At 36.7% G+C, this 21,302-nt stretch carries 21 protein-coding genes; 16 read left to right on the forward strand and 5 right to left on the reverse strand.

Annotated features, from left to right (window positions below; translation table 11 throughout):
* The first annotated feature begins 20 nt into the window (after positions 1-20).
* From JCM9157_RS15035 to JCM9157_RS15075, 9 genes are all read left to right on the forward strand, one after another.
* Entirely contained in the window at positions 21-1,205 is a 1,185-nt protein-coding gene (locus JCM9157_RS15035) for a levoglucosan dehydrogenase (protein WP_035665933.1), read from the forward strand.
* A gap of 50 nt (positions 1,206-1,255) precedes the next feature.
* Positions 1,256-2,752, forward strand: a complete 1,497-nt coding sequence (locus JCM9157_RS15040; RefSeq protein WP_035665935.1) for a sugar ABC transporter ATP-binding protein — start codon at positions 1,256-1,258, stop codon at positions 2,750-2,752.
* Positions 2,733-3,707, forward strand: coding sequence for an ABC transporter permease (locus JCM9157_RS15045; protein WP_035665939.1), 975 nt, complete (start codon positions 2,733-2,735; stop codon positions 3,705-3,707). The genes JCM9157_RS15040 and JCM9157_RS15045 overlap by 20 nt, the downstream gene beginning before the upstream one ends.
* 36 nt (positions 3,708-3,743) lie before the next feature.
* Positions 3,744-4,922, forward strand: coding sequence for a Gfo/Idh/MocA family protein (locus JCM9157_RS15050; protein WP_035665943.1), 1,179 nt, complete (start codon positions 3,744-3,746; stop codon positions 4,920-4,922).
* Positions 4,919-5,890 (forward strand): sugar phosphate isomerase/epimerase family protein, encoded by a 972-nt coding sequence (locus tag JCM9157_RS15055; RefSeq protein WP_035665946.1) that lies wholly within the window; start codon positions 4,919-4,921, stop codon positions 5,888-5,890. Before JCM9157_RS15050 ends, JCM9157_RS15055 begins: the two co-directional genes overlap by 4 nt.
* Positions 5,891-5,959: 69 nt before the next feature.
* Complete coding sequence (locus tag JCM9157_RS15060) at positions 5,960-6,682, forward strand: LytR/AlgR family response regulator transcription factor (protein ID WP_035665948.1); 723 nt, start codon at positions 5,960-5,962, stop codon at positions 6,680-6,682.
* An 802-nt stretch (positions 6,683-7,484) separates the two neighbouring features.
* The gene (locus JCM9157_RS15065) at positions 7,485-8,387 is read left to right on the forward strand and encodes an alpha/beta fold hydrolase (RefSeq protein WP_035665953.1); all 903 of its coding nucleotides are present in this window, start codon (positions 7,485-7,487) and stop codon (positions 8,385-8,387) included.
* 282 nt (positions 8,388-8,669) lie between these two features.
* A complete protein-coding gene (locus JCM9157_RS15070; protein ID WP_035665954.1) occupies positions 8,670-9,893 on the forward strand; it encodes a substrate-binding domain-containing protein in 1,224 nt (407 codons plus the stop codon).
* Between the two features lie 1,467 nt (positions 9,894-11,360).
* Entirely contained in the window at positions 11,361-11,792 is a 432-nt protein-coding gene (locus tag JCM9157_RS15075; RefSeq protein ID WP_035665956.1) for a cell wall hydrolase, read from the forward strand.
* Between the two features lie 241 nt (positions 11,793-12,033).
* Here the strand turns inward: JCM9157_RS15075 and JCM9157_RS15080 are convergent, their stop codons facing one another.
* From JCM9157_RS15080 to JCM9157_RS15090, 3 genes are read right to left on the reverse strand one after another with little or no spacing between them, the layout of a single operon-like run.
* On the reverse strand, positions 12,034-13,170 hold the full coding sequence (locus JCM9157_RS15080) for a zinc-dependent alcohol dehydrogenase (protein ID WP_035665965.1): 1,137 nt from the start codon (positions 13,168-13,170) through the stop codon (positions 12,034-12,036).
* Between the two features lie 25 nt (positions 13,171-13,195).
* A complete protein-coding gene (locus JCM9157_RS15085; protein ID WP_035665967.1) occupies positions 13,196-13,555 on the reverse strand; it encodes a spore coat protein in 360 nt (119 codons plus the stop codon).
* 15 nt (positions 13,556-13,570) lie between these two features.
* Positions 13,571-13,777: a hypothetical protein gene (locus JCM9157_RS15090; RefSeq protein ID WP_035665970.1), complete on the reverse strand. Its 207-nt coding sequence runs from the start codon at positions 13,775-13,777 to the stop codon at positions 13,571-13,573.
* A 165-nt stretch (positions 13,778-13,942) separates the two neighbouring features.
* Between JCM9157_RS15090 and JCM9157_RS15095 the strand changes: the two genes are divergently transcribed.
* The 5 genes from JCM9157_RS15095 to JCM9157_RS25445 all read left to right on the forward strand — a co-directional run bounded on the left by JCM9157_RS15095 (position 13,943) and on the right by JCM9157_RS25445 (position 15,961).
* The gene (locus JCM9157_RS15095) at positions 13,943-14,149 is read left to right on the forward strand and encodes a hypothetical protein (protein ID WP_035665973.1); all 207 of its coding nucleotides are present in this window, start codon (positions 13,943-13,945) and stop codon (positions 14,147-14,149) included.
* Complete coding sequence (locus JCM9157_RS15100) at positions 14,146-14,442, forward strand: spore coat protein (RefSeq protein WP_035665975.1); 297 nt, start codon at positions 14,146-14,148, stop codon at positions 14,440-14,442. The genes JCM9157_RS15095 and JCM9157_RS15100 overlap by 4 nt, the downstream gene beginning before the upstream one ends.
* A 787-nt stretch (positions 14,443-15,229) precedes the next feature.
* Entirely contained in the window at positions 15,230-15,430 is a 201-nt protein-coding gene (locus tag JCM9157_RS24445) for a hypothetical protein (RefSeq protein WP_148296888.1), read from the forward strand.
* A gap of 89 nt (positions 15,431-15,519) precedes the next feature.
* Positions 15,520-15,672, forward strand: coding sequence for an SOS response-associated peptidase family protein (locus JCM9157_RS24450; RefSeq protein ID WP_158318627.1), 153 nt, complete (start codon positions 15,520-15,522; stop codon positions 15,670-15,672).
* 160 nt (positions 15,673-15,832) lie between these two features.
* The gene (locus tag JCM9157_RS25445; RefSeq protein WP_148296890.1) at positions 15,833-15,961 is read left to right on the forward strand and encodes an SOS response-associated peptidase; all 129 of its coding nucleotides are present in this window, start codon (positions 15,833-15,835) and stop codon (positions 15,959-15,961) included.
* A 245-nt stretch (positions 15,962-16,206) separates the two neighbouring features.
* On the opposite strand, the gene JCM9157_RS15110 is transcribed toward JCM9157_RS25445, so the two are convergent.
* The gene (locus JCM9157_RS15110) at positions 16,207-16,647 is read right to left on the reverse strand and encodes an Rrf2 family transcriptional regulator (RefSeq protein WP_035665977.1); all 441 of its coding nucleotides are present in this window, start codon (positions 16,645-16,647) and stop codon (positions 16,207-16,209) included.
* Positions 16,648-16,841: 194 nt separating this feature from the next.
* Between JCM9157_RS15110 and JCM9157_RS15115 the strand changes: the two genes are divergently transcribed.
* The gene (locus JCM9157_RS15115) at positions 16,842-17,705 is read left to right on the forward strand and encodes an SDR family oxidoreductase (RefSeq protein ID WP_035665979.1); all 864 of its coding nucleotides are present in this window, start codon (positions 16,842-16,844) and stop codon (positions 17,703-17,705) included.
* A 1,789-nt stretch (positions 17,706-19,494) separates the two neighbouring features.
* Entirely contained in the window at positions 19,495-19,821 is a 327-nt protein-coding gene (locus tag JCM9157_RS15120; RefSeq protein WP_235715030.1) for a hypothetical protein, read from the forward strand.
* A 114-nt stretch (positions 19,822-19,935) separates the two neighbouring features.
* Here JCM9157_RS15120 and JCM9157_RS15125 read toward each other — a convergent pair whose 3' ends face one another.
* A complete protein-coding gene (locus JCM9157_RS15125) occupies positions 19,936-20,991 on the reverse strand; it encodes a C40 family peptidase (protein WP_235715028.1) in 1,056 nt (351 codons plus the stop codon).
* Positions 20,992-21,302 lie beyond the last annotated feature (311 nt).

A 21,302-nucleotide genomic window follows, 5' to 3' on the forward strand; every position in this document is an offset into this window, starting at 1 on the left:
TTTAGAGGAGGAATTTCAAAATGAAAACATATAACGTAGGTTTAATCGGTGCAGGATTTATGGCAAAAGCACATTCACTAGCATATGCGGGGATGCCAATGTATTTCTGGCCAGCTCCAGGACTGACACATCGCAAAATGGTGGCGGATGTAACAGAAGAGTTAGCAAAAGACGCAGCGGCTAGACTGGGATATGATGAATATACAAGTAATTGGATGGATATTATCAATAACCCTGATATTGACATCGTTGATATCGTAACTCCGAATGATTCTCATGCAGAGATTGCGATTGCAGCAGCAAAAGCAGGAAAACATATTATTTCAGAAAAGCCATTAGCTCGTAATGCAGCTGAGGCGAAAACGATGCTCGATGCGGTCAAAGAAGCAGGAGTTAAGCATATGGTTGCATTTAACTACCGCAGAACACCTGCTGTTGCCCTTGCGAAAAAATATATTGAAGAAGGTGCGATCGGAAAAGTATTAAACTTCCGTGGAACGTATCTGCAAGATTGGTCTGCAGACCCGAATTCTCCACTTTCTTGGAGATTTAAAAAAGACATTGCTGGTTCTGGTGCATTAGGAGATATCGGGACACATGTCGTTGATTTTGCAAGATATTTAGTTGGTGAGATCACTGATGTAATGGCACATACACAAACATGGGTAAAAGAAAGACCGATCCAAACGGGCGGTGTTGATAAATTAGGAACCGTAAAGTCAGCGGGAGATGTACCAAAAGGACAAGTTGATGTTGATGATGAGTTAATGACACTTTTAAAATTTGAAAATGGAGCCGTTGGAAGTATTGAAGCAACTCGTAACGCTCACGGAAGAAACAACTTCCTTACATTTGAAATTCACGGGGAGAAAGGTTCACTTATTTTTAACTATGAGCGTCGCGATGAATTACAAGTTTTCTTTGCCGATGACCCAGCAGACCGCAAAGGATTTAGAACGGTATACACAGGTCCGGCACATCCATACGGAGAAGGACTGTGGCCGATTCCTGCCCTCGGTATTGGCTATGGAGACACGAAAATTATTGAAGTGTATGATTTTATCAAAGCCATCGCTGAGGACACAGAGGTTTACCCTAACTTTGATGATGGATACCAAATTTGTGTGATTAGTGATGCAATCTTGGAATCTGCTGAAAAAAGCGAGTGGGTAAAAGTAAACAAATTAGCAGTTACAACTCCTTAATTACAATGAAGGGGGTAATTCGTTACCCCCTTTAAACAAAGGGTGATTTTATGACAAAGCTAGCACTACGAATGTCTGAAATATCAAAATCTTTTAATGGGATAAATGTACTTGATCATGTTGAATTTGAGTTAGAAAAAGGCGAAGTTCATGCACTAATGGGTGGGAATGGAGCTGGAAAGTCAACGTTAATGAAAATTCTAACGGGTGTCTATCAGAAAGATAGCGGGAAAATTGTCATTAATGACAAAGAGGTAGAGATTGAAAAGCCACAAGATGCACAAGAAAACGGTGTAGCGATGATTTTTCAGGAATTTAGTGTAATCCCTTCCTTAACGGTGAAACAAAACATTTTCTTAAATCGTGAATTAAAGAAAAGCAACGGGTTTTTAGATGAAAAAGCAATGTACGTAAAAACAGAAGACTTGTTAAAGCAATTAAATGTAAACATTAGTCCAGATATGTTAATTGAAAATCTAAGTGTCGGCTTTTGGCAAATGACTGAAATTGCCAAGGCCCTTGCTCAAAAGGCAAGTATCTTAATTATGGATGAGCCAACCGCAACCTTATCGAAAAATGAAACCGAAACATTGTTTGAGTTAATTGAGACATTAAAGTCAGAAGGTATGTCAATCATATATATTTCACACAGAATGGATGAAATCTTTCAAGTATCGGACCGCATAACTGTACTGCGGGATGGCAAATTTGTGATTACTAGCCCAACAGCTGATTTAACCATGGAAGAACTTGTTCAACATATCGTTGGTAAATCGATGGAGTCAAGCTTTGGTTGGAAGCCTCGTTCATATTCAAAAGAAGAAGTGATGTTAGAAACGAAGGCCTTACATTCAGGATCGAAAGTAAATGGAGTAGATCTCCATGTATATAAAGGAGAAATTCTTGGTATTGCTGGTTTAATGGGAAGCGGCCGGACAGAACTAGCGCAAGCGATATTTGGTATCAATCCAATTACATCTGGCGAGGTCCTTGTTGATTGTCAAACTGTCAGAATAAAACAGCCGCAAGACGCCATTCGCGCTGGGATTGCGTTAGTTCCAGAAGATCGACGAGTACAAGGATTAGTACTGACCCACGAAGTAAAAGAAAATATCATTTACCCAATCTTAAGCAAAGTATCGAAATCTGGGTTTATTAATAAGAAGAAAGTAGATCAAGTATCGGAGCAGTTCGTTGAAAAGTTAAATATTAAAACGGATAGTATCTATAAGTCTACCAATCTCTTATCAGGTGGCAATCAGCAAAAAATTGTTCTTGCAAAATGGTTAGCAAACGAACCTAATATATTAATCCTTGATGAACCGACAAATGGAGTTGATATTGGTTCAAAATCCGAGATTATTGAAATTATTCGTGAGTTAGCTGATCAGGGAAAAGCCGTTATTGTCATTTCTTCTGAACTAGCAGAGCTTTTAGCTGTTTCAGATAGAATTATTACTTTAAAGAATGGCAAGGTAACAAGCGAATTATCGCGTGAGGATATTAAATCAGAGGAGGATTTAGAACATGCAATCCAAAATCATTAATACTACTACAACTGCAACAAAACGTCCTGCCTTTGATTGGCGAAGTTATATTGTCTATATAGCTTTTATCGGAGTTTTTATCACATTCTCAATTACGCTTTATGATTATGGATTTTTAACGACAAATAACCTTTTAAATATAGTTAGACAAACTGCAATGATTTCGATTATGGCTGTAGCGGTGACATTCGTTATCTCAACTGCTGAAATTGATTTATCTGTTGGTTCGATTGCAGCCTTATCTTCCTTAACAGCCGCATTAGCTATTCAGTCATTTGGTGTCGTCGGTGGAATCCTTGCTGGACTTGGAACAGGGGCGATTATTGGTTTAATTAATGGACTTCTTGTTACGAAAGTATTAATTCCATCATTCCTCGTAACGCTCGGAATGATGATTATTGTGAAAGGGATTGCGATGTGGATTACAGGAACATCTCCTGTACCAATCTTAAACGAAACATTTATTTTCTTATTTGGTTCTGGAAGCTTAGGACCAATTCCGATGCTTTTTGTATGGACGATTATAATAGCGGTCTTCGGTCATATTGTGTTAAGAAAAACAACATTTGGCAGACAAACTCTAGCAACAGGAGGAAATGAAAGCGCAGCTAGATTCTCAGGGATCAATACAGCTCGTGTCAAACTAATCGCTTTAGTATCTTCAGGGATGATGGCTGGTTTTGCTGGTATGTTATATGCTGGTAGACTTGAGGCCGGTCGTTTTACATTCGGTGAAGGGGCAGAGCTTTCTGTTATTGCTGCTGTTATTCTTGGTGGTACGAGTCTATTCGGCGGAGTTGGAACAGTGGTTGGAACGATTTTTGGTTCAATTTTAATTGGAACGATTAATAATGGCTTAATCATTATGGGCTTAGATGTCAGTCAGCAAATGATGGTTAGTGGCTTGATTATTATTTTAGCAGTAGCGTTTGGACGCAAAGCAAAGAAACATTAAAAACAGTTTTCAAAAGGATAGGAGAGGTGAGTTAGTATGAATAAAATCAAAGTAGGTGTCATTGGAACAGGATTTATAGGACCAACTCACATTGAAGCGGTCAGACGATTAGGATTTGTTGAGGTAGTAGGACTAGCAGAATCGAGCCTTGAGGTGGCTGAACAAAAAGCTGCTGAGTTAGGCATTCCAAAAGCATACGGAGATTACAAGGAACTGCTGCGCGATGAAGAGATTCAAGTTGTACACAATTGTACACCAAATCATCTGCATTTTGCGATAAATAAAGAGATTATTTTAGCAGGTAAACATGTTTTATCAGAAAAACCGTTAGCGATGTCAAGTGAAGAATCAAGAGAATTGCTAGAGTTAGCTAAAGAGCATGGTGTTGTTAACGGGGTTAACTTTAACTATCGCCAATTCCCTATTTTAAAGCAATTAGAAACGATGATTAAAAACAATGAATTAGGGAAAGTAAATCTTGTTCACGGAAGCTATTTGCAAGACTGGCTTTTATATGAAACAGATTATAACTGGCGATTAGCACCAGAAGCAGGTGGGAAGTCGCGTGCGATCGCCGATATTGGATCGCATTGGTGCGATACGGTTCAATATGTAACAGGTAAGCAAATTGTTGAAGTATTCGCCGATTTAGCAACCATTATCCCAGTAAGAAAGAAAGCTATCGGAAATGTGGCTACGTTCGGAGCTCAAGAGACGGCGGATCAACAGTATGAAGAGGTATCAATCAACACAGAGGACTATGCATCCGTTCTCATTCGCTTTGATGACGGTACAAGCGGTGTCTTTACTGTATCGCAAGTAAGTGCAGGACGTAAAAATCGATTAAGCTTTGAAATTAACGGAAGCAAAAGTTCCGCTTATTGGAATCAGGAAGAACCAGAGAAGCTATGGATTGGGCATCGTGGCCGCGCAAATGAAACTCTTTTAGCAGATCCAGCTTTGTTTAGTAATGAAGCGAGGGACTCGATTCATCATCCAGGTGGTCATAACGAGGGCTGGCCTGATGCGTTAAAAAACAAGATGAAAAACTTCTATACTTTTATTCGTGAAGGAAAAGATCCATTAAAAGATCAAACGAACTTTGCGACATTTGCAGATGGCCACCTTTCCATGTGTATTACAGATGCGATTCTAGAGAGTCATACAAACCAAAAGTGGGTAAAAGTGAACGTAGTACAGGAGGTCAAGTCGTGAGATTAGGAGTCTTTACCGTCCTCTATCAAAATCTACCTTTTGAAGAAATGCTAGATAAAGTTGCTGAAATGGGGATAGAAACAGTCGAGTTAGGTACTGGAACCTACCCTGGGACAAATCATTGTAATCCAGCAGAATTACTAGATAACTCTACGAAATTAAACGAATATAAAAAAGCTATTGAAGCAAGAGGCCTTAGCATTAGCGGGTTGAGCTTCCATGGCAACCCACTTCATCCTAACAGGAAGTTTGCAAATGAATCCCATGAGTCATGGCGAAAAACCGTTTTATTAGCAGAACGTTTAGAAGTACCCGTTGTAAATGGATTTTCCGGTTGTCCAGGTGATCACAAAGATGCAAAGTTCCCGAACTGGGTTACTTGTTCATGGCCGCCTGAATATAGCGAAATGCTTGAATGGCAGTGGAATGAGGTTGTTATTCCATATTGGAAAAAAGAAGCAGCATTCGCCGAATCACATGGAATCAACCAAATTGCCTTTGAGATGCATCCTGGCTTTGTTGTCTATAATCCAGAAACATTGCTGAAATTAAGGGAGCAAGTGGGCCCTAGTATTGGGGCAAACTTTGATCCAAGTCATCTCGTATGGCAAGGAATTGACCCAGTTGAAGCAATAAAAAAACTTGGACGTGAAAAAGCTATTTTCCACTTTCATGCAAAGGATACGTATTTAGATCAAGCGAATATCAGTGTAAATGGCGTCCTAGATACGAAACATTATAGTCAAGTCCTTGATCGTTCATGGACGTTTCGAACGGTAGGATATGGTCATGACGCAAAGACGTGGCACGATATGATCAGTGCACTTCGGGCAGTTGGCTACGACTACGTCCTCTCAATTGAACACGAAGATACGCTTGCATCGATTGACGAAGGACTTGGGAAAGCGATAGCACTATTAAAAGCAGCCCTATTTAAAGAAGAAATCTCGGAAATGTGGTGGGCGTAAGGAGAAGCAAGGGGCATTTCCCTTGCTTTTTTATATATAGTTTATATTTGGGAACTTGGAGGGTTCATAATGAAAGTATTAATTGCTGAGGATGACAAGGCTTCAAGAAAACTATTAAAGTGCTTTATTGAAAATCTTCCACGCTTTCAAATCGCTGGTGAAGCAGTAGATGGAGAAGAGTTCGTTCGCTTAATTATGAATGAAAAACCAGATATTGCGATAGTAGATATTGAAATGCCTTTTTTGAATGGAATGGAGGCAGTTAAAATATGCAAAAGACTTCATCCGTCTCTTGAGGTAATCTTTACATCAGGTTATGACAATTTTGCTTTAGGTGCGTTTGAGGTAAGCGCTGTTGATTATATTCTCAAACCGATCGATATAGAAAGACTATTCATGGCTCTAGAGCGTGCGGAAACCAGATTATATCAAAATCGAATCACTATTGAAAAAGGTTATGCAAATAAAGATTTAATGATTAAAAGAAACAATCAGATCACCTTTCTTTCACCTGCAGAAATCCTATTTATTGAAAAATCTAACCGGAAATCGATTATTCATACAGAGCATTATAAATATCAAACAAACGAGTCATTATCCAGCTACGAATATCTTCTTGATTCCCGTTTTATGACCGTACATCGGTCGTATATCATTAACTTGGATCACTTGACTAGAGTGGAAACAGTAGGTCAGATGTATAAGGCTCATTTTAAAAATTATTCGGAGACGGCAAGGATATCGAAGCATAAGTTGGTAGAATTGCAGAGTTTAAAGGCGGGAGTGGGGTAAGGGAATACTTACAGAGAACTTATAACTTAATAATAATGAAAGATTACTAAACCCAAGTTGATTTTAAATTAGCTTGGGTTTTAAATTTTTATTTATTTTTCTGAAATTTATGGTTGTTTTGTCTGTATGGATTGATGGTTCGTTTCATTTAAAAGATAGCCTATTTAAAAGGAAGATTAAAGTGTCTAAGGGTTATTAGACCTTACTATGTAAAAATTTACAATTCCACGTATATACTGTCCATGATGTAGGAACTCATCGTATGCTTAGAGCCTTGTACATCAGGGTTATATGACAGCACACCATCTCTTAAAAGCTTATTCAGTTTGTAGTAGCAGCTTACAAAAGTCTAGTTCTGCAGAATAATATGTTTAGAACTTCATTAATTGTTTACGTAGTTGGTAGAGTCTAAGGCGGTTGCGAGGTAACAAAGTGAAATAGAGGCGGTTATTGACGTAAAATATGAAAGATGAATGATCCCAGTTGATTGAATGTAAATCAGATTGAGTAATTTTTTTTTTTGAAACTTGTGACTTTTTTGTCTAGAAGAATAAAGGATGTGTCTAACTAGACAGAAAGCGACCATAAACAGAGAGATACGGTGTCTAAAGCTCATTAGACACTTTTAATAGATCCCTATACAATTCAAATATAGCAATTAAAACCTAATAGAAAGGAGTTTAGTAGAAGAGGTTACATAAAGAATGTAATAAAGACGTAATAATCTAATTTGCGTAACCGTTTACAAGTTGTTCACAATCTATTAATTGGTTAAAAAAATATTAAGAAAGAGGCGAAAAAAATGGCACAAATCATTAAAGATCACAATGGAAACAGAGTAACACATGGTCGTGAAACAGTTAACGGAGTACGTCTTCACTATTACACAGCCGGATCTGGAGAGCCTATTGTTCTTTTACATGGTGTACCGAAAACATCTTATTACTGGCGGAATGTAGTACCGAATTTGTCATCAGAATACACGGTTATTGTACCAGATCTTCGTGGTTTTGGTGATTCCGGACGTACTCTAGCTGGATATGACATGCCAAATATGGCTGAAGATATCGCTCAACTGATGACTGCTTTAGGTTATGATACGTTCCACCTTGTAGGGGAAGACTGGGGTGCAGCAGTTGCGTATGCATTAGCAGCACAATACCCGAATAGAGTGAAAAAACTAGTTTATCAGGAAATGCTTCTACCGGGATTCGGATTGGAAGAATGGTCACATCTAACACCAGAAAATGTTAAAACAAATGCTTGGATTTGGCATATCAACTTTTATAATGTACGTGATTTTCCTGAGCTTCTTATTTCGGGTAGAGAAAAAGCATATTATTCTCACTTCATTAAGCATGAGTGCTACGATCCGACTGCCGTAAGTGATGAGGCGATTGACGAGTATGTAAGATGTTACTCAGCACCAGGCGGTTTGCGTTCTATGTTTGAAGTATATCGTGCTACGTTCCAAGATGCTGAATTTTTCCTAGAGGCAGCTAAGACCAAGTTGAAAATGCCGGTGCTGGCCTTAGGCAGTAAGTATTTTATCGCTGAGGAGAATACTCGCGAAATGAACTTAGTAGCAGAGAACGTTGAGGAAGTGATTCTACCATGGGGACATCAATTAGCTGAAGAGTGTCCGGAAGAATTAAGTCAAGTGTTGCTTGAATTTATTAAAAAAGAAGAGCCGGTTTTACGGTAACGATTTGTAATAAATATTAAGACTGGCTAACAACTGTAGTAAAAAAGTTATGAATAAGTAGTTTCATCTGATGTAACCGGTTACGGATAGGGAGAGCTTTTCCCTCTCCGTTCAATCGGTTTTTAAAATATAGAAAAAGAAATAAAAATAAGTAATTAGAGATAATCCAGAAGAAGATCTTTTCCTATCTCTATTTCCATCTAAAACGATATGAAAAGTCAAATAAAATCTGTATTTATGATTCTAGTTTTCGTCATTTAATTAAACATATAGGGGGGCATTATGAAAAAAATTAGTTTCTATAAAGGGAACTTAAAGTTAATGTCACTGTTGTTTCTTTCTTTTGGATTAATTGACTGCAGTAATAATGTAGAGCAAGTTAGTAGAGACGCAACGATTGATTCAAACAAAGATATTGAAGTAACCCATCCGGCATGGTATGAGGAACCTTCTGAGGAACAACTTAAAGCAGCTAAAATGGACAACGTTTCTAATATTATTGTAAGTAATGGACCTCATGGGGAAGAAGCAGTTTCGGCAAGTGAAATTGTCATCATGGATGAACAAGCTGAAAAAATAAGAGAAAGTAATATTACTGCTGCTATTGCAATGGGATTTCTGGGAGATGATTGGTCTGAACAACAGCTGGCTGGTATTAAATCTGAATTTACCAATTTAGGGATTGAGATTATTTCTGAAACAAATGCAAACTTTGATGATACGAAACAGATTTCAGATCTTGAGACTATAGGAGTAAGAAATCCAGATATTCTTGTCAGCATTCCTCTTGATGGACAGACAACAGCCGGCGCTTATAAAGCTCTTGCTGAAGCCGGAACAAAAATTGTATTTATGGATCAGCCGGCAGCGGGAATGGAACCAGGCAAAGATTATGTATCAGTTGTTTCAGCAGATAGTTTTGGCCTTGGGATGAATATTGCTGATGAACTGGCAAATGCACTTGGGGGCGAAGGTGAAGTTGCCGCACTGTATTATGCACCAGACTTTTATGTAACAAATCAGCGCTACCAGGGGTTTGTTGCTAGGCTGGAGGCAAATTACCCTAATATTAAACTAGTTACAGTACAAGGGTTTCAAGACCCGAATAAATCTCAAGAGGTTGCTGCTGCTATTTTGACTAGATATCCTAATTTAGAAGGAATGTATGCTAGCTGGGATATTCCTGCAATGGGAGCTTTAGCCGCTGCAAGGGTTGCAGGAAAATCACCGCAAGAATTTAAAGTTGTGAATGAAAACTTAGGGAATGAAGTAGCTTACGCTATGGCTAAAAATGAATTTGTAGCTGGAATTGGATCGCAACGCCCGTTTGACCAAGGCGTAGCAGAAGCTAGATTGGCTGCCTTGGCGATGATTGGTGTAGAAACTCCTCCTTATGTAGCTGTTCCATCATTGGCTGTAAATCGTTCTAATTTGGCAGAATCATATGAGGAAATTTACCATCAAGAAGTAAGCGGTGAAATACAAGAGGCGTTGAATTCCAATTAAATTACTGTTAGAACCTCCTCAAGATAGGTTTTCCGCTGAGGAGGTTTTATTAAATGAGAACTAATATATACTTCACTGTCGTCTTTTTCAATTCTTTTGTGTAAAAGAAGTTTTGCTTTAGGTCTTGTAATTGCATTAATGAGTGTAGGTATATTAGCTGTGTGTAGCCGTATTTAGCATTTCTGTAGTGCATTATTTTCAACAATCCAAAGTGATACAAGGGATGCCATTATAATTAAAGATATGGTCAAGAAATGGGTATTACGCGTTTTCGTCCCACTTCTAAAGCTTTAAAAAGCTTAGAGTACTCATGGCTAGCCATATTGTAATGTTAAGCGTCTTGTTAGTTCTATTAACAAAATTAATCGTTGGGTAGTCGCGCTTATTATTAAATTTGGAACTCATGAAAGACGGCCTTCCACCAATTGTTATTAAAGTCGCCTAGCTTATTACGAGGCAGTAGATAAGAGCACATACACAGAAAGAATTTGATGACTTATTAAGTTAGTCACAATGGAAGTGAATGGTTCAGTAAACTTGTATTTAAGTGCAGTAAATAAAAAAGCTTAGAAAAATTAAAATTTTCTCTGGGCAAATTAGGGGTAAAACACAACTACATCAATCTATCTGCGATCACCATTCAAGCTATAGGGAGACAGTTGCTATAATTGAATTGAGGAATGAGAATCGGAAATAATCACAGACCACTTTGTATTAAGTGGTCTGTGATTATTTGGGATAGAATGATATTAAGCAGCGTCTTTGAAATTTGGCGCCTAGTCCCACTGACTAATAACACATTACTATGCGGGCGATTAGGGACCTTTCTCTTTATTTCAGATACGCATTCAATTATCACCTTCTTTTAACTAGGTTGCTACAGTAGAACTAACCATATCCTGATTTTGTTTTCAGCTAACATTTGTTGAGCATTATTGGACTCTTAGAACTCTAGAAATATTGATATGATTTCACAGCTCTATGCCTTACTCCATTCAGACTAGGTCGAAGCTTCACTTCAAATGTTAGGATAAAAGACCTTAGTCAATTGGTCATATAGAGCTAGTCCTTGTTTGAAACATCAACAAGGACTATGGCTTTGGGAAGACGACGCATTAACTCTAAATGACTGTTGTTTTTTTAAAATATTAAAGAACAAAATTTGTTGAATAAATGTAGTCATTTAAAATATTATTCCTTATTTAATTTGCTGATCAGCTTAGAATGTTAATATGACATTATCTTAAATGCTTTCTATGTCTGTTCTTTTCAAAATCTTACTTGTATAAAATGAGTTTATTAGACTTACCACTTGTACATTTTTCAACTACAAGTAAGATAAATAGGTTATCAACATCATATTAAATTTCCCGCTTGAAACAATCCATTACAGGAAATGTTCAAGTATGAAAGTGTATATTTCGACATATAATTTTATAAATTTCTCAAATCAAGGAGGAAATTCATTTGGCCGTCATAAAAACTAATGCAAATGACCGGAAATTGCTCGCAAGATTAATTAGGGCAGAAGCTGAAGGTGAAGGTGAACTAGGCATGTTGCTTGTAGCAAATGTTTGTGTTAACCGGGTTCGAGTAGGTTGTTTGGATTTTGTTGACGTTAATTCAATTGAAAGAATGGTGTGGCAATCGCCAGGAGGATTTGAAGCTGTTCATTTTCCTTATTTTTATCAGCGGGCAAGAGAAAAGGAAATTCGATTAGCTGAGAGAGTTATCAACGGAGAGAGACATAGGCCAGCTGAATTTGCTTTATGGTTCTTTCGGCCAGATGGTCCGTGTCCAGAACAATGGTGGGGCCAATGGAATTCCGGACGTTATAAGGAGCATTGTTTTTATATCCCAATTGAATCTGATTGTCCCGATGTATATGGTGTTTATTAAAGTCGAAAAATTGTAACGAAGTTCAAATAAAGTAGGGGAGTATAGACGAGGTATTCACCATCGTCTTTTACTCCCTTAACTATTGAATTTATTTTTATAATAAAGAAAATCAACCCTTTGTTTAGTATTCATTAACAGTGTAGTTAATATTGCTGTATAAATAGTTGTTAAGAGTATTGCGAATATTCCTAATGAATTGTTTTTTGGGGTCATGACTGAACCTCTCTTTTACATAATATTTTTATGGTTTTAAGACAACTTTAATACAATTATCCATTTTCGTGTCAAAAATTTCATACCCATGCTTCGCCTGATCTAGAGGCAAAATATGTGTAACAACATCCCCGGGGTCTACTTTCCCGGATGCAATTAAGTCATGTAAGTATGGCATATAGTGAATTACAGGTGCTTGTCCTGTTCTAATATTTACATTGCGTTGGAAAATATCTCCTAATGGAAAACCGTTATACCTAGATGAGTAAACACCTGTGATTTGAATGTTTCCACCTTTTCGTACAGCTTGACTCGCCATGACAAGTGCACTCATTGCACCACCATGCAGCTTTAACCCAGAGGCTAAAAATTCAATGTCGGTCATCTTTCCACTCATTCCTACACAATCGATGACTACATCTGCTCCGCCATTAGTTAAATCGTGTAAATAGGCACCGACATTTTCGTGATCCTCAAAATTGACCACTTCAACATTATTTGTACGCTTAGCATGTTCTAAACGATAGCCTACGTAATCAACAGCAATAACTCGCTTTGCCCCTTTTAGCCAAGCAAACTTTTGGGCCAAAAGTCCAACTGGTCCGCAGCCAAGAATAATGACGGTGTCTCCTTCTTTCATCCCGGAGTTATCAACACTCCAATATGCCGTTGAACCAGCATCAGCAAGTAACACCAATTTCTCATCTTCTACTTCACTATCCTCAGGAATCTTGAATGGGGTAAAATTTCCATATGGTACACGCATATATTCAGCTTGTCCTCCAGGAAACCCCCCTGTTGTTCCTGAATAGCCAAAATAAGCTCCCATCTCACCGTTATCGTTTGCAGTGTCACATTGGCTTTCTAGCTCATGCTCACAGAACCAGCATTTACCGCAGCTTACATTAAACGGGATAATGACACGGTCACCTTTCTTTAGCTTTGTAACTTCGGGACCGACTTCTTCCACAACCCCCATTGGTTCATGTCCAATAATATAATCTTCTTGTAAATTCGGTATCATTCCATGTATTAAGTGCAAATCAGATCCACAAATGGCTGTATGTGTTAATTTGACAATGATATCATCAGGTTTTTGGATACTTGGTGCCTTTACATCTTTAACGATAATATTTTTAACACCTTGAAAGGTAACTGCTTTCATGAGTAATCCTCCATTATTTTCATAATCACTGTGGTGGGGTAGGGAATAATCCTTTACGATTTGTATTACCTGGGAAGAGATTAAGACCGGCAATATCCACTGCTGTTTGCGCGGCTTGAAGGTCCAGTTTCTTTTGCTCAGATATGTTATAAGGATGGAACCACTTTTTCTCCATCATCAGTTTCGATACTTCTTCGTGGTAATCAATCGCTACTTCCATTTGATTACGTAATGTCATTCTAAGCTCTGGGCTCGCAGCTTCCGTCAGAGCAATGGCATAATTTCTAACTGCTTCTTTTGCTGTTAATAATAAATCAAGCGCGATTCCTGAATCCGCTTGCTCGGGCATCCCAACCGAGTTAATTGGATCTAAATAATCATTCACTTTCTATCACCTCACTTAATGAGTTTTTGCCTGTTGATAAAGGGCTTGAAGTTCTTGTATATCTTTTATTGATTGTTGAACGTTTTTTTCCATCATTGCTTTTAGATCTTGATCAAATACGATCCCTTGCATCATTTTTGATTTTAGTAAGCCGACTGTTTTAAAATTTAATAGCTCGTGTGTCTCCATTGTTTCGTGGTAAGCAAGATTTCCTGGTTGCATGATTTCACCTCCTGTCTTGACAAAGTTTATTTTATCTCTAAAGGTTGGGAATATCCGGATTTATAAAAATCTTCTGTCACCATAATCGCTAAAAATTTTTGAATAATAAAAATAAAAATACGTAACATAACTGAGCAAAAGCCTTATAACATTAGGAGTGAGAAGATGACTACAAAGTATGCGCTTCATGAAACTTTAGAATTACATGAATTACTAACCTTTAAGAACCTTTGTTTGACGAAGTCGTCAACAATGAGTAGCTTGGTTGAATGTGAAGAATTAAAAGCAATTTTAACAATGGATGTCACAACAGGAAAGCAACATGTACAACAATTACAAGAATTACTACAAAATGGGGGTCCTAATCTATGACGAATTTGCTGCAAAATATGGCTGGAATGGCTGCACTGACGGATCAAGTGATTGCTACCGATTTCTTAATTACTGCAAAAGCAGGGGTTAGAAATACAACGTTTGCTTTAACGGAAGCAACCACCCCGGAAATAAGAACGGCATTGCGTCAACAATTAAACGACGCGATTGAGGCGCACGAAAAAATATATCAATATTTGGTAGCTAAAGGATATTATCTTCCTAGTGATTTAAAAGAGCAGTTAAAGGTGGACCTAAATGCTTCTGAGATTGCAATGAATTTATCAAATTAATGTTGTATGGAGAACTTAAATGGTTCTCCTTTTTGGTATTTTAAGAAGGCCACTTATAACAGCCTTATCTTAGTTACATAACAGGAAGCAATTGATTCTGGAAGAAATTAATCTCGATTATTCGAGATTGATCGTCAATTGCTAAAGAAAAGTCAGTTAGATATTAATCAAGCCTAAGTTAAATATCATTCGACATTACTACGAAAGACAAAACAGGAAATTAGTATGATGAGAATTAACATAATAAGAGAGGCAAGTATCATCTTGTAATTCTTTTATTCTAAAGAAGGGAAGTCTGTGATCACATTTTGATTACAGACTTAAATAATTTAAGTTTTCTAGAGTTAATTAGAATTTTTACCGTCTTCTGAAACCCGCACTACAATAAGATTTATGTATTCTCTTTTTTTCTTCGTGAACTAGTAACTCGACCTTGACAGGATGGAGCTCACTGATCGAACCCAGTACGGACCTTTGTTGGTGGAAAAAATTGAGTGATTTAGCCGAATATGACGTTTTGGAAATGGACTATTCTAAAACGGGTAGAGAACTGAAAGGCACTACTAAATTGAATGTCTTCTTGTAATTGTGGAACGATAAGAGAAGTCAAAGGTTCGGCCTTTCAGGATGTCGCTTTTACAAGCTGTGGTTGTATGATTCATAATCGTCCATCGATACTATTATCAATGGACGATTATTCAACACAATAGAACTTGTATCAAAATAATCTATAGGCTTTGCCGATGCCAATTTTGAAGAGAACGAGAATCACTTCTAGAGAATTTGAATGTCGACAATCGTAATGCTGTGGTTGGCGCAAATTGCCTTTGATACAATGGGAATTATTAATTTAATAGACGTTATCGTGTGGAAAGGAATTTTGTTTAGAAATTATATTTACAATAGAAGAGAAATGAATCTATGTGTGCATGTTGCACAATCGCTACCGATATTACTACTTTACAGCATCAATTCTAATTTGAAATGAATCAAGAACTCACACCACGTTATAATATCGCACCTAGCCAACAGATATTAGAGCTAACTTGAGGAGGAGACAACAGAGAAGGGAATATGATGCAAAGGAATCTGATTCCTCCTTGGGCAAAAGATGTAAAGATTGGCTCTAAGCTTACCAATGCTACGGCGGAGACAGTTGATGAAAAGACTAATTTTAAACAAGCATTTATAAGAAGGCATTGTCTTGATTTTAAGCGATGGATTTTATGAATGGGAATAACAGCGATGGGCAAGTTTCCTTATCGTTTCGTGTTGAAGGACCGCAAACCGTTTGCGTTTGCTATAGCTGCTTATATGAGGAGTGGAGGCAATCACTTCTTGTACATTTATTACCACTAGACCGAACGAGCTAACGAAAAAGTGAATTAGAATGCCTGCAATAATACCTGACGATATATATGATATATGGCTTGATCCAACCTTTGATGATACAGAGTATTTGAAGTCGCTCTTGATCCCATATAACGCTGAAGACCAAGATCCAGCTCCATTAACTTGATCTTGGTTTTTTTAATGGGGTTCTTTCTTCCATTATCAATACTAATTATTTTTGTTTAGCTGTCTTAGTACTTAAGCTCAACATCAAAAGCGAGTAAATATAAGGTCTCATATCGAGGGACAATAGTGATTTTATTAGAAAAGAAGTCTAGTCTTTCAGATTTAGTATTAATATCAACTCTAAAACTCTTTAACTGAGACCCAAAATATTAAAGAATACAAAAGACTTTACAATTGTTAAAGTCTTTATAAACAGTCTGTACTCTCTTTTTTGACTATATCCTTCATCACATCTTCTAGTGTTACACTTCCTAAGACTTTCTCCATCGCTAGTTGAGCTGATACGAATAATGGCACAATGGCTTGCTGAATATTTTTGCCGACAGGACACTTTGGATTTGGTGTGTCATGTATGTTGAATAGTTCATTTTCTTTTACAACATTAACAGCCTTATACACGTCAAGTAAAGTAATGTCGGATAATTCTTTCACAAGTCTTGCTCCAGCAACACCAGGACGTACTTCGATTAATTCTGCTTTTTTTAACATTCCCATTATTTTTCTAATCACGGCTGGGTTCGTATTTACACTGGCAGCCATGTATTCGGAAGAACTTGCTTCTTCTTTATTAAAATCAATTAAAGTTAGTATGTGTATTCCTACTGAAAATCGGCTACTGATTGACAATTCAGCCACCATCCTATATTGAATCTTATTAAAAACTAATCTTATCGTGTAATTAATTTGATTACAAGTATATAGTATCAAATTAACCAAAATATATAATATCGTCTTAATCAGTTGACATTTCACCATCCTGTAACTAAAATAATTACATGTAACCGAATGAGTTACAGGAAATTAAGGATGGGGGATATATAATGAAATTATTAGTTACCGGAGCAACGGGGAAACTAGGTTCAAAGATAGTCGATACATTATTGAAAAATGTACCTGCTGATCAATTAGTAGTTAGTGTTCGTAATCCAGAAAAAGCAGCAGGATTACGTGCAAAAGGAATCGAAGTTCGGCAAGGAAATTTTGATAATCCGGAATCATTAGATTCAGCATTTGCAGATATTGACCGTCTATTAATTATTTCTGCCGATGGTGATAATGACACTAGAATAAAGCAACACACAAATGCTGTAGCCGCGGCTGAGCGTACCGGAGTTAACTTTATTGCATACACTAGTCTAGCTAACGCAACAGAAAGTACAAACTTAATGGCTCCACCACATGTAGCGACAGAGGCAGCAATCGTGAAAACTGGAATTCCATACTCTTTCCTACGTAACAACTGGTATTTGGAAAATGAAACAGATAGCATCAAAGGTGCAATCGCAGGTGTACCATGGATAACATCTGCTGGTGAAGGTAAAGTTGGTTGGGCGACTCAACAAGATTATGCGGAAGCTGCTGCAAAAGTTCTAGCTGAAGGTGGCCACGATAATACGATCTATGAGCTTTCTGGCCCCCTTTACACACAAGAAGAATTAGTCCAAGTGCTTAGTGAGGTATTAGGTAAAGAAATCCCCGTTCAACAAGTGACAGATGATGAATATGCTGAGGTTATGAAACATGCTGGCCTTCCGGATTTTGTGATTCCAATTGTCGTTGGTATCCAAGAAAGTATTCGAAACGAATCCTTAGCTGTTGAAAGCAATGACTTTGATAAAGTTCTAGGTCGACCTGTTACACCAATGAAAGAAGCTTTATCCCAACTGGTTAAGTCTGTTTCTTAAGAATATCTTAGGAACCGAAACCAAAGATGGCAACGTTCTTCTCTAAATTAGGGTAACTATGGTTTACAGGTGCACTGCAAGGCAAAGTCTATGGAGTATTTGTAATAACTTCAGCTTAACATGGAGGAGTTAAAAAATTTAGAGCGTTACAAACACCGCTGCAGCAGTAAATTCACTTTTATTGTAAACATGGCACCCGATATAGTGTCTTAATTGCTAATGTTACTTTTTTGCAAGAACAATTTTAAATTTGACAAGAACTTGATAACAGGATCTTTATCGCGTAGTACAACAAAGATACTGTAAACATTATTAAAGGCGATCTCTTTAAAGAGGTCGCCTTTGGTATTTGACGACATAAAGTACAGAACTAACATTAGCCAAGTGAAAAGGTAAGAATCGAGGATTTATCGGAATTTTTTTCTATAATAGTTATGGGAACTGAATAGAAAAAACAACGTGATTTGAAGGATGAGTTTTACTTTGAAACTGCTATGAAATATATTTTGAGGTGATAATTATGAAGAAGCAACTGCCTTTTGACGCATGGGTGAAGGACCATTTACCTTTGCGTTTTTTGTAGTAGTTTTTCATTTTTTAAAATTTTAAAAGTGTAAATTGTTATGGAAAATCATGATAAGTATTTTTATGGGAGGAGGTTACAACTCTAAAAGGTTGATGTTTAGTGTTTAGTGACTGTAGATACATAAACTATAAAAATAACTTAAATTTGAAGTTAACCTTACTAGTAAGTAACTACTAAACTGTGTAATCAAATAGCTAAGTTCTTAAAATAGTACAAGATGGATACATTGCTGGACTTGCAAGTTTACATAACAAATTGAATATGAATCTATTAAATAACTATTAAGGGTGATGCTGCGTGAAGAAACCTCCGTCGTCAGAACACCATGTATCCGGCCCACCTTGTACAATCATAGAAATTAATAAACCAAACATTGAACTAATGGCTAAAGCATTTTTGCAATTTTATAAACAGACTAGAAAGAGGGTTATTAGCTAGGTAACTATTTTATTATATGTACTTTTGAAGTGAGTGGACTTTGTGTCTGCTCACTCATTTTTTAGCAGGATTTCTGTGAATTGTATAATCTTGCTGATATTTAATGATTGAATGGTATGAATAACTTTACATTTATAAAAAAGGTGTTAAAAAAATTGTGCACTTTAATGGTATATTACATATTAATTAACACCCCGGCCTTAACTAAAGTAAAAGGGAAAAATATGAAGGTAGCTTTATTTCAATAATGGAATTGATGCTCAGTAAACTTACACGATTACACTGCAATGATAAATTGATAGTAAATTTAATCTGGAGCATAAAAGAGATTGTAAATCAAAGATGTACTTTTTAAAAAAATGTGACTATCTAACAGAATCTGGGCAAAAATGTAATAATGCAGGTATTAAGCTAACTTATGTTGAGAAAAATGTCCTTACTCTTTTTAAAGGGTACTTATAAGAAAAAAGAAAAAACTGATAAATAAGATAAATTATTTAGTACTGAAAAGAGATCAGTTGTTGAAAGAAATAAAAAGTCTTGAAAATGGCAGGTACAGAGGATACTGTAGAAGATTTGAATGAAATGTTGAGAACAGTGCTTAAAAAGGATTAATTATACGAGGTTGCTTCCTCATGATTTGCTAGGAAAGTCTACAATGGATCATGATCGTAAATTTTTTCCTTTTCGGTTGGATATAGAGTATCATTAGAAGCTAGTCTTGCTTAACGGACCAATCTAAAGAAAGGTTGATTATGTTTGGATGTGATTTTATATGATTTATTCTTGGTTCTTTTTGGAATTATTCTCGGTGTAATTGTCAGTGAACCATTAAAAAAACTGTTTACTGGTAAATATAAGGAAGAAGAACGTCAGAAAAAACGAGTCAAACTTCTTTTATATGTGCGTGAAAATCAAACAGAAACACTTACGACAGAAAAACTTGCGAACGCTGTATTTGGAGGTAAGTTAGATATTTCCTTAGTCAATAAGTTGTTGAAAGAAATTGAAGAAATAGGATTGATAAAAGGCATTCCCCCCAAAAGTGAAGATGTCACAAAGAAAAAATGGGTTTATGTAAAGAAGTATTAACCGAGTTACAGTAATAGTTAGAGACAAGATCTTAGATGTTCGTTAGATTAAATAAAAAAGAGGATGTCTTAAAAGGGTAAAATTGACCTTTTTTAGACATCCTCTTTTTTGAAATTAATTAATAACGCGCTTTGAGAATAAATAATTTGCACCCCAGTAGGAATTGCCTAAAACGTTTTCTGTAATGTTCACTCCTAGCGAACTAGATGCATGGATCATACTGCCGTCTCCCATGTAGATTCCTACATGACCAACTCTGCCATCTGAATATAACTCATTGTTTGTAAAGAACATTAAGTCTCCGGCTTTTAATTCTGTCACTTGATAACCAATACCTGCTTGGTCTCGCGAAACGCGGGGAATATCCACTCCATTTTGCTGAAATACAAGTTGGGTAAACGATGAACAATCAAATAAATTTGGAGCTTCATCTAAAGTAGCTCCAAATTTATACCCTGCCCCAATATATTGCATAGCTTGATCTAAGACGTTTTGGATTTGGGTATTAGGCTTAACTTCTTCTCGTTTAACCGGTTTTTGTTCTTTAATTGGTTCTACTTCTTTTACTTGTTTCCTCGGAGGTAGCTTTAACTTTTGATTGTCGTAAATGACATTAGTAGTCAATTGATTTACTTCCTTCAAAGCCTGTACGGTTGTATGATGGGCTTCGGCAATGGTCCATAAGGTATCTCCAGTTTCAACGATGTAGAATTGAGCCGGTTTCTGTACTTGGATTGAACCATTTTCTGGCTTGAAGTGGATGTTGGCATTGAATAAAGAACCAGCAGCTGTGAGCGAGACATAAGCGGTTTCGTTAATCCAACGGGGCGGTTCGATGTTAATATATTCGTCGCCTCTTCTTGCTTTTGTTCCTCCCATAGTAGTTCTAATTTTGGTAGAACCGTCTGTTACTTCAAACGTGGAGGTAGCTTGCTCAAATTTAATGTGATTGTAACCTAACGTTTTAGATAAATGAACGAATGGAAGGTGATATAGACCGTTCACTTTAATGGGATTAATTCCGTCGACAACTTCTCCGTTTACATAAAGACCTGCTGTTGGAATGTTTTGATACTGAGCACTGACACCAGTTGTGCTAGCAAAAAGTAAGACTAAAACTAACATTATAAAAGGAATTTTTTTGTTGATACACAAAATTAGTTTTTCCATAGCCATTCTCCTCGTATGTAAATTTTTAATCAATTGTTATATTGTGTCTGCATGTTCTTTTTATACCTTTATTGAATTTGAACTTTAAGGAATATTTGAGGAAAAAAAATAGGATTTTTGATTATGAATCAAGGAAAACAACAAAAAGGGTGGTGCCTTTTTATGAGTAATTTTAATCTAAAAAAGAATGGCTGAACCTCCTTGTCTCATTTTTAGAGGCCAACAAGCCAAACTTGGAGACTATGGATAAAGCTTTTATTAACTATTCTAAAAAGAAATCAATTAAACCAGCGAAAAAAATTCGCTGGTTT

The sequence above is a fragment of the Halalkalibacter akibai JCM 9157 genome, from assembly GCF_000513135.1.
Lineage (GTDB): Bacteria > Bacillota > Bacilli > Bacillales > Bacillaceae_D > Halalkalibacter > Halalkalibacter akibai.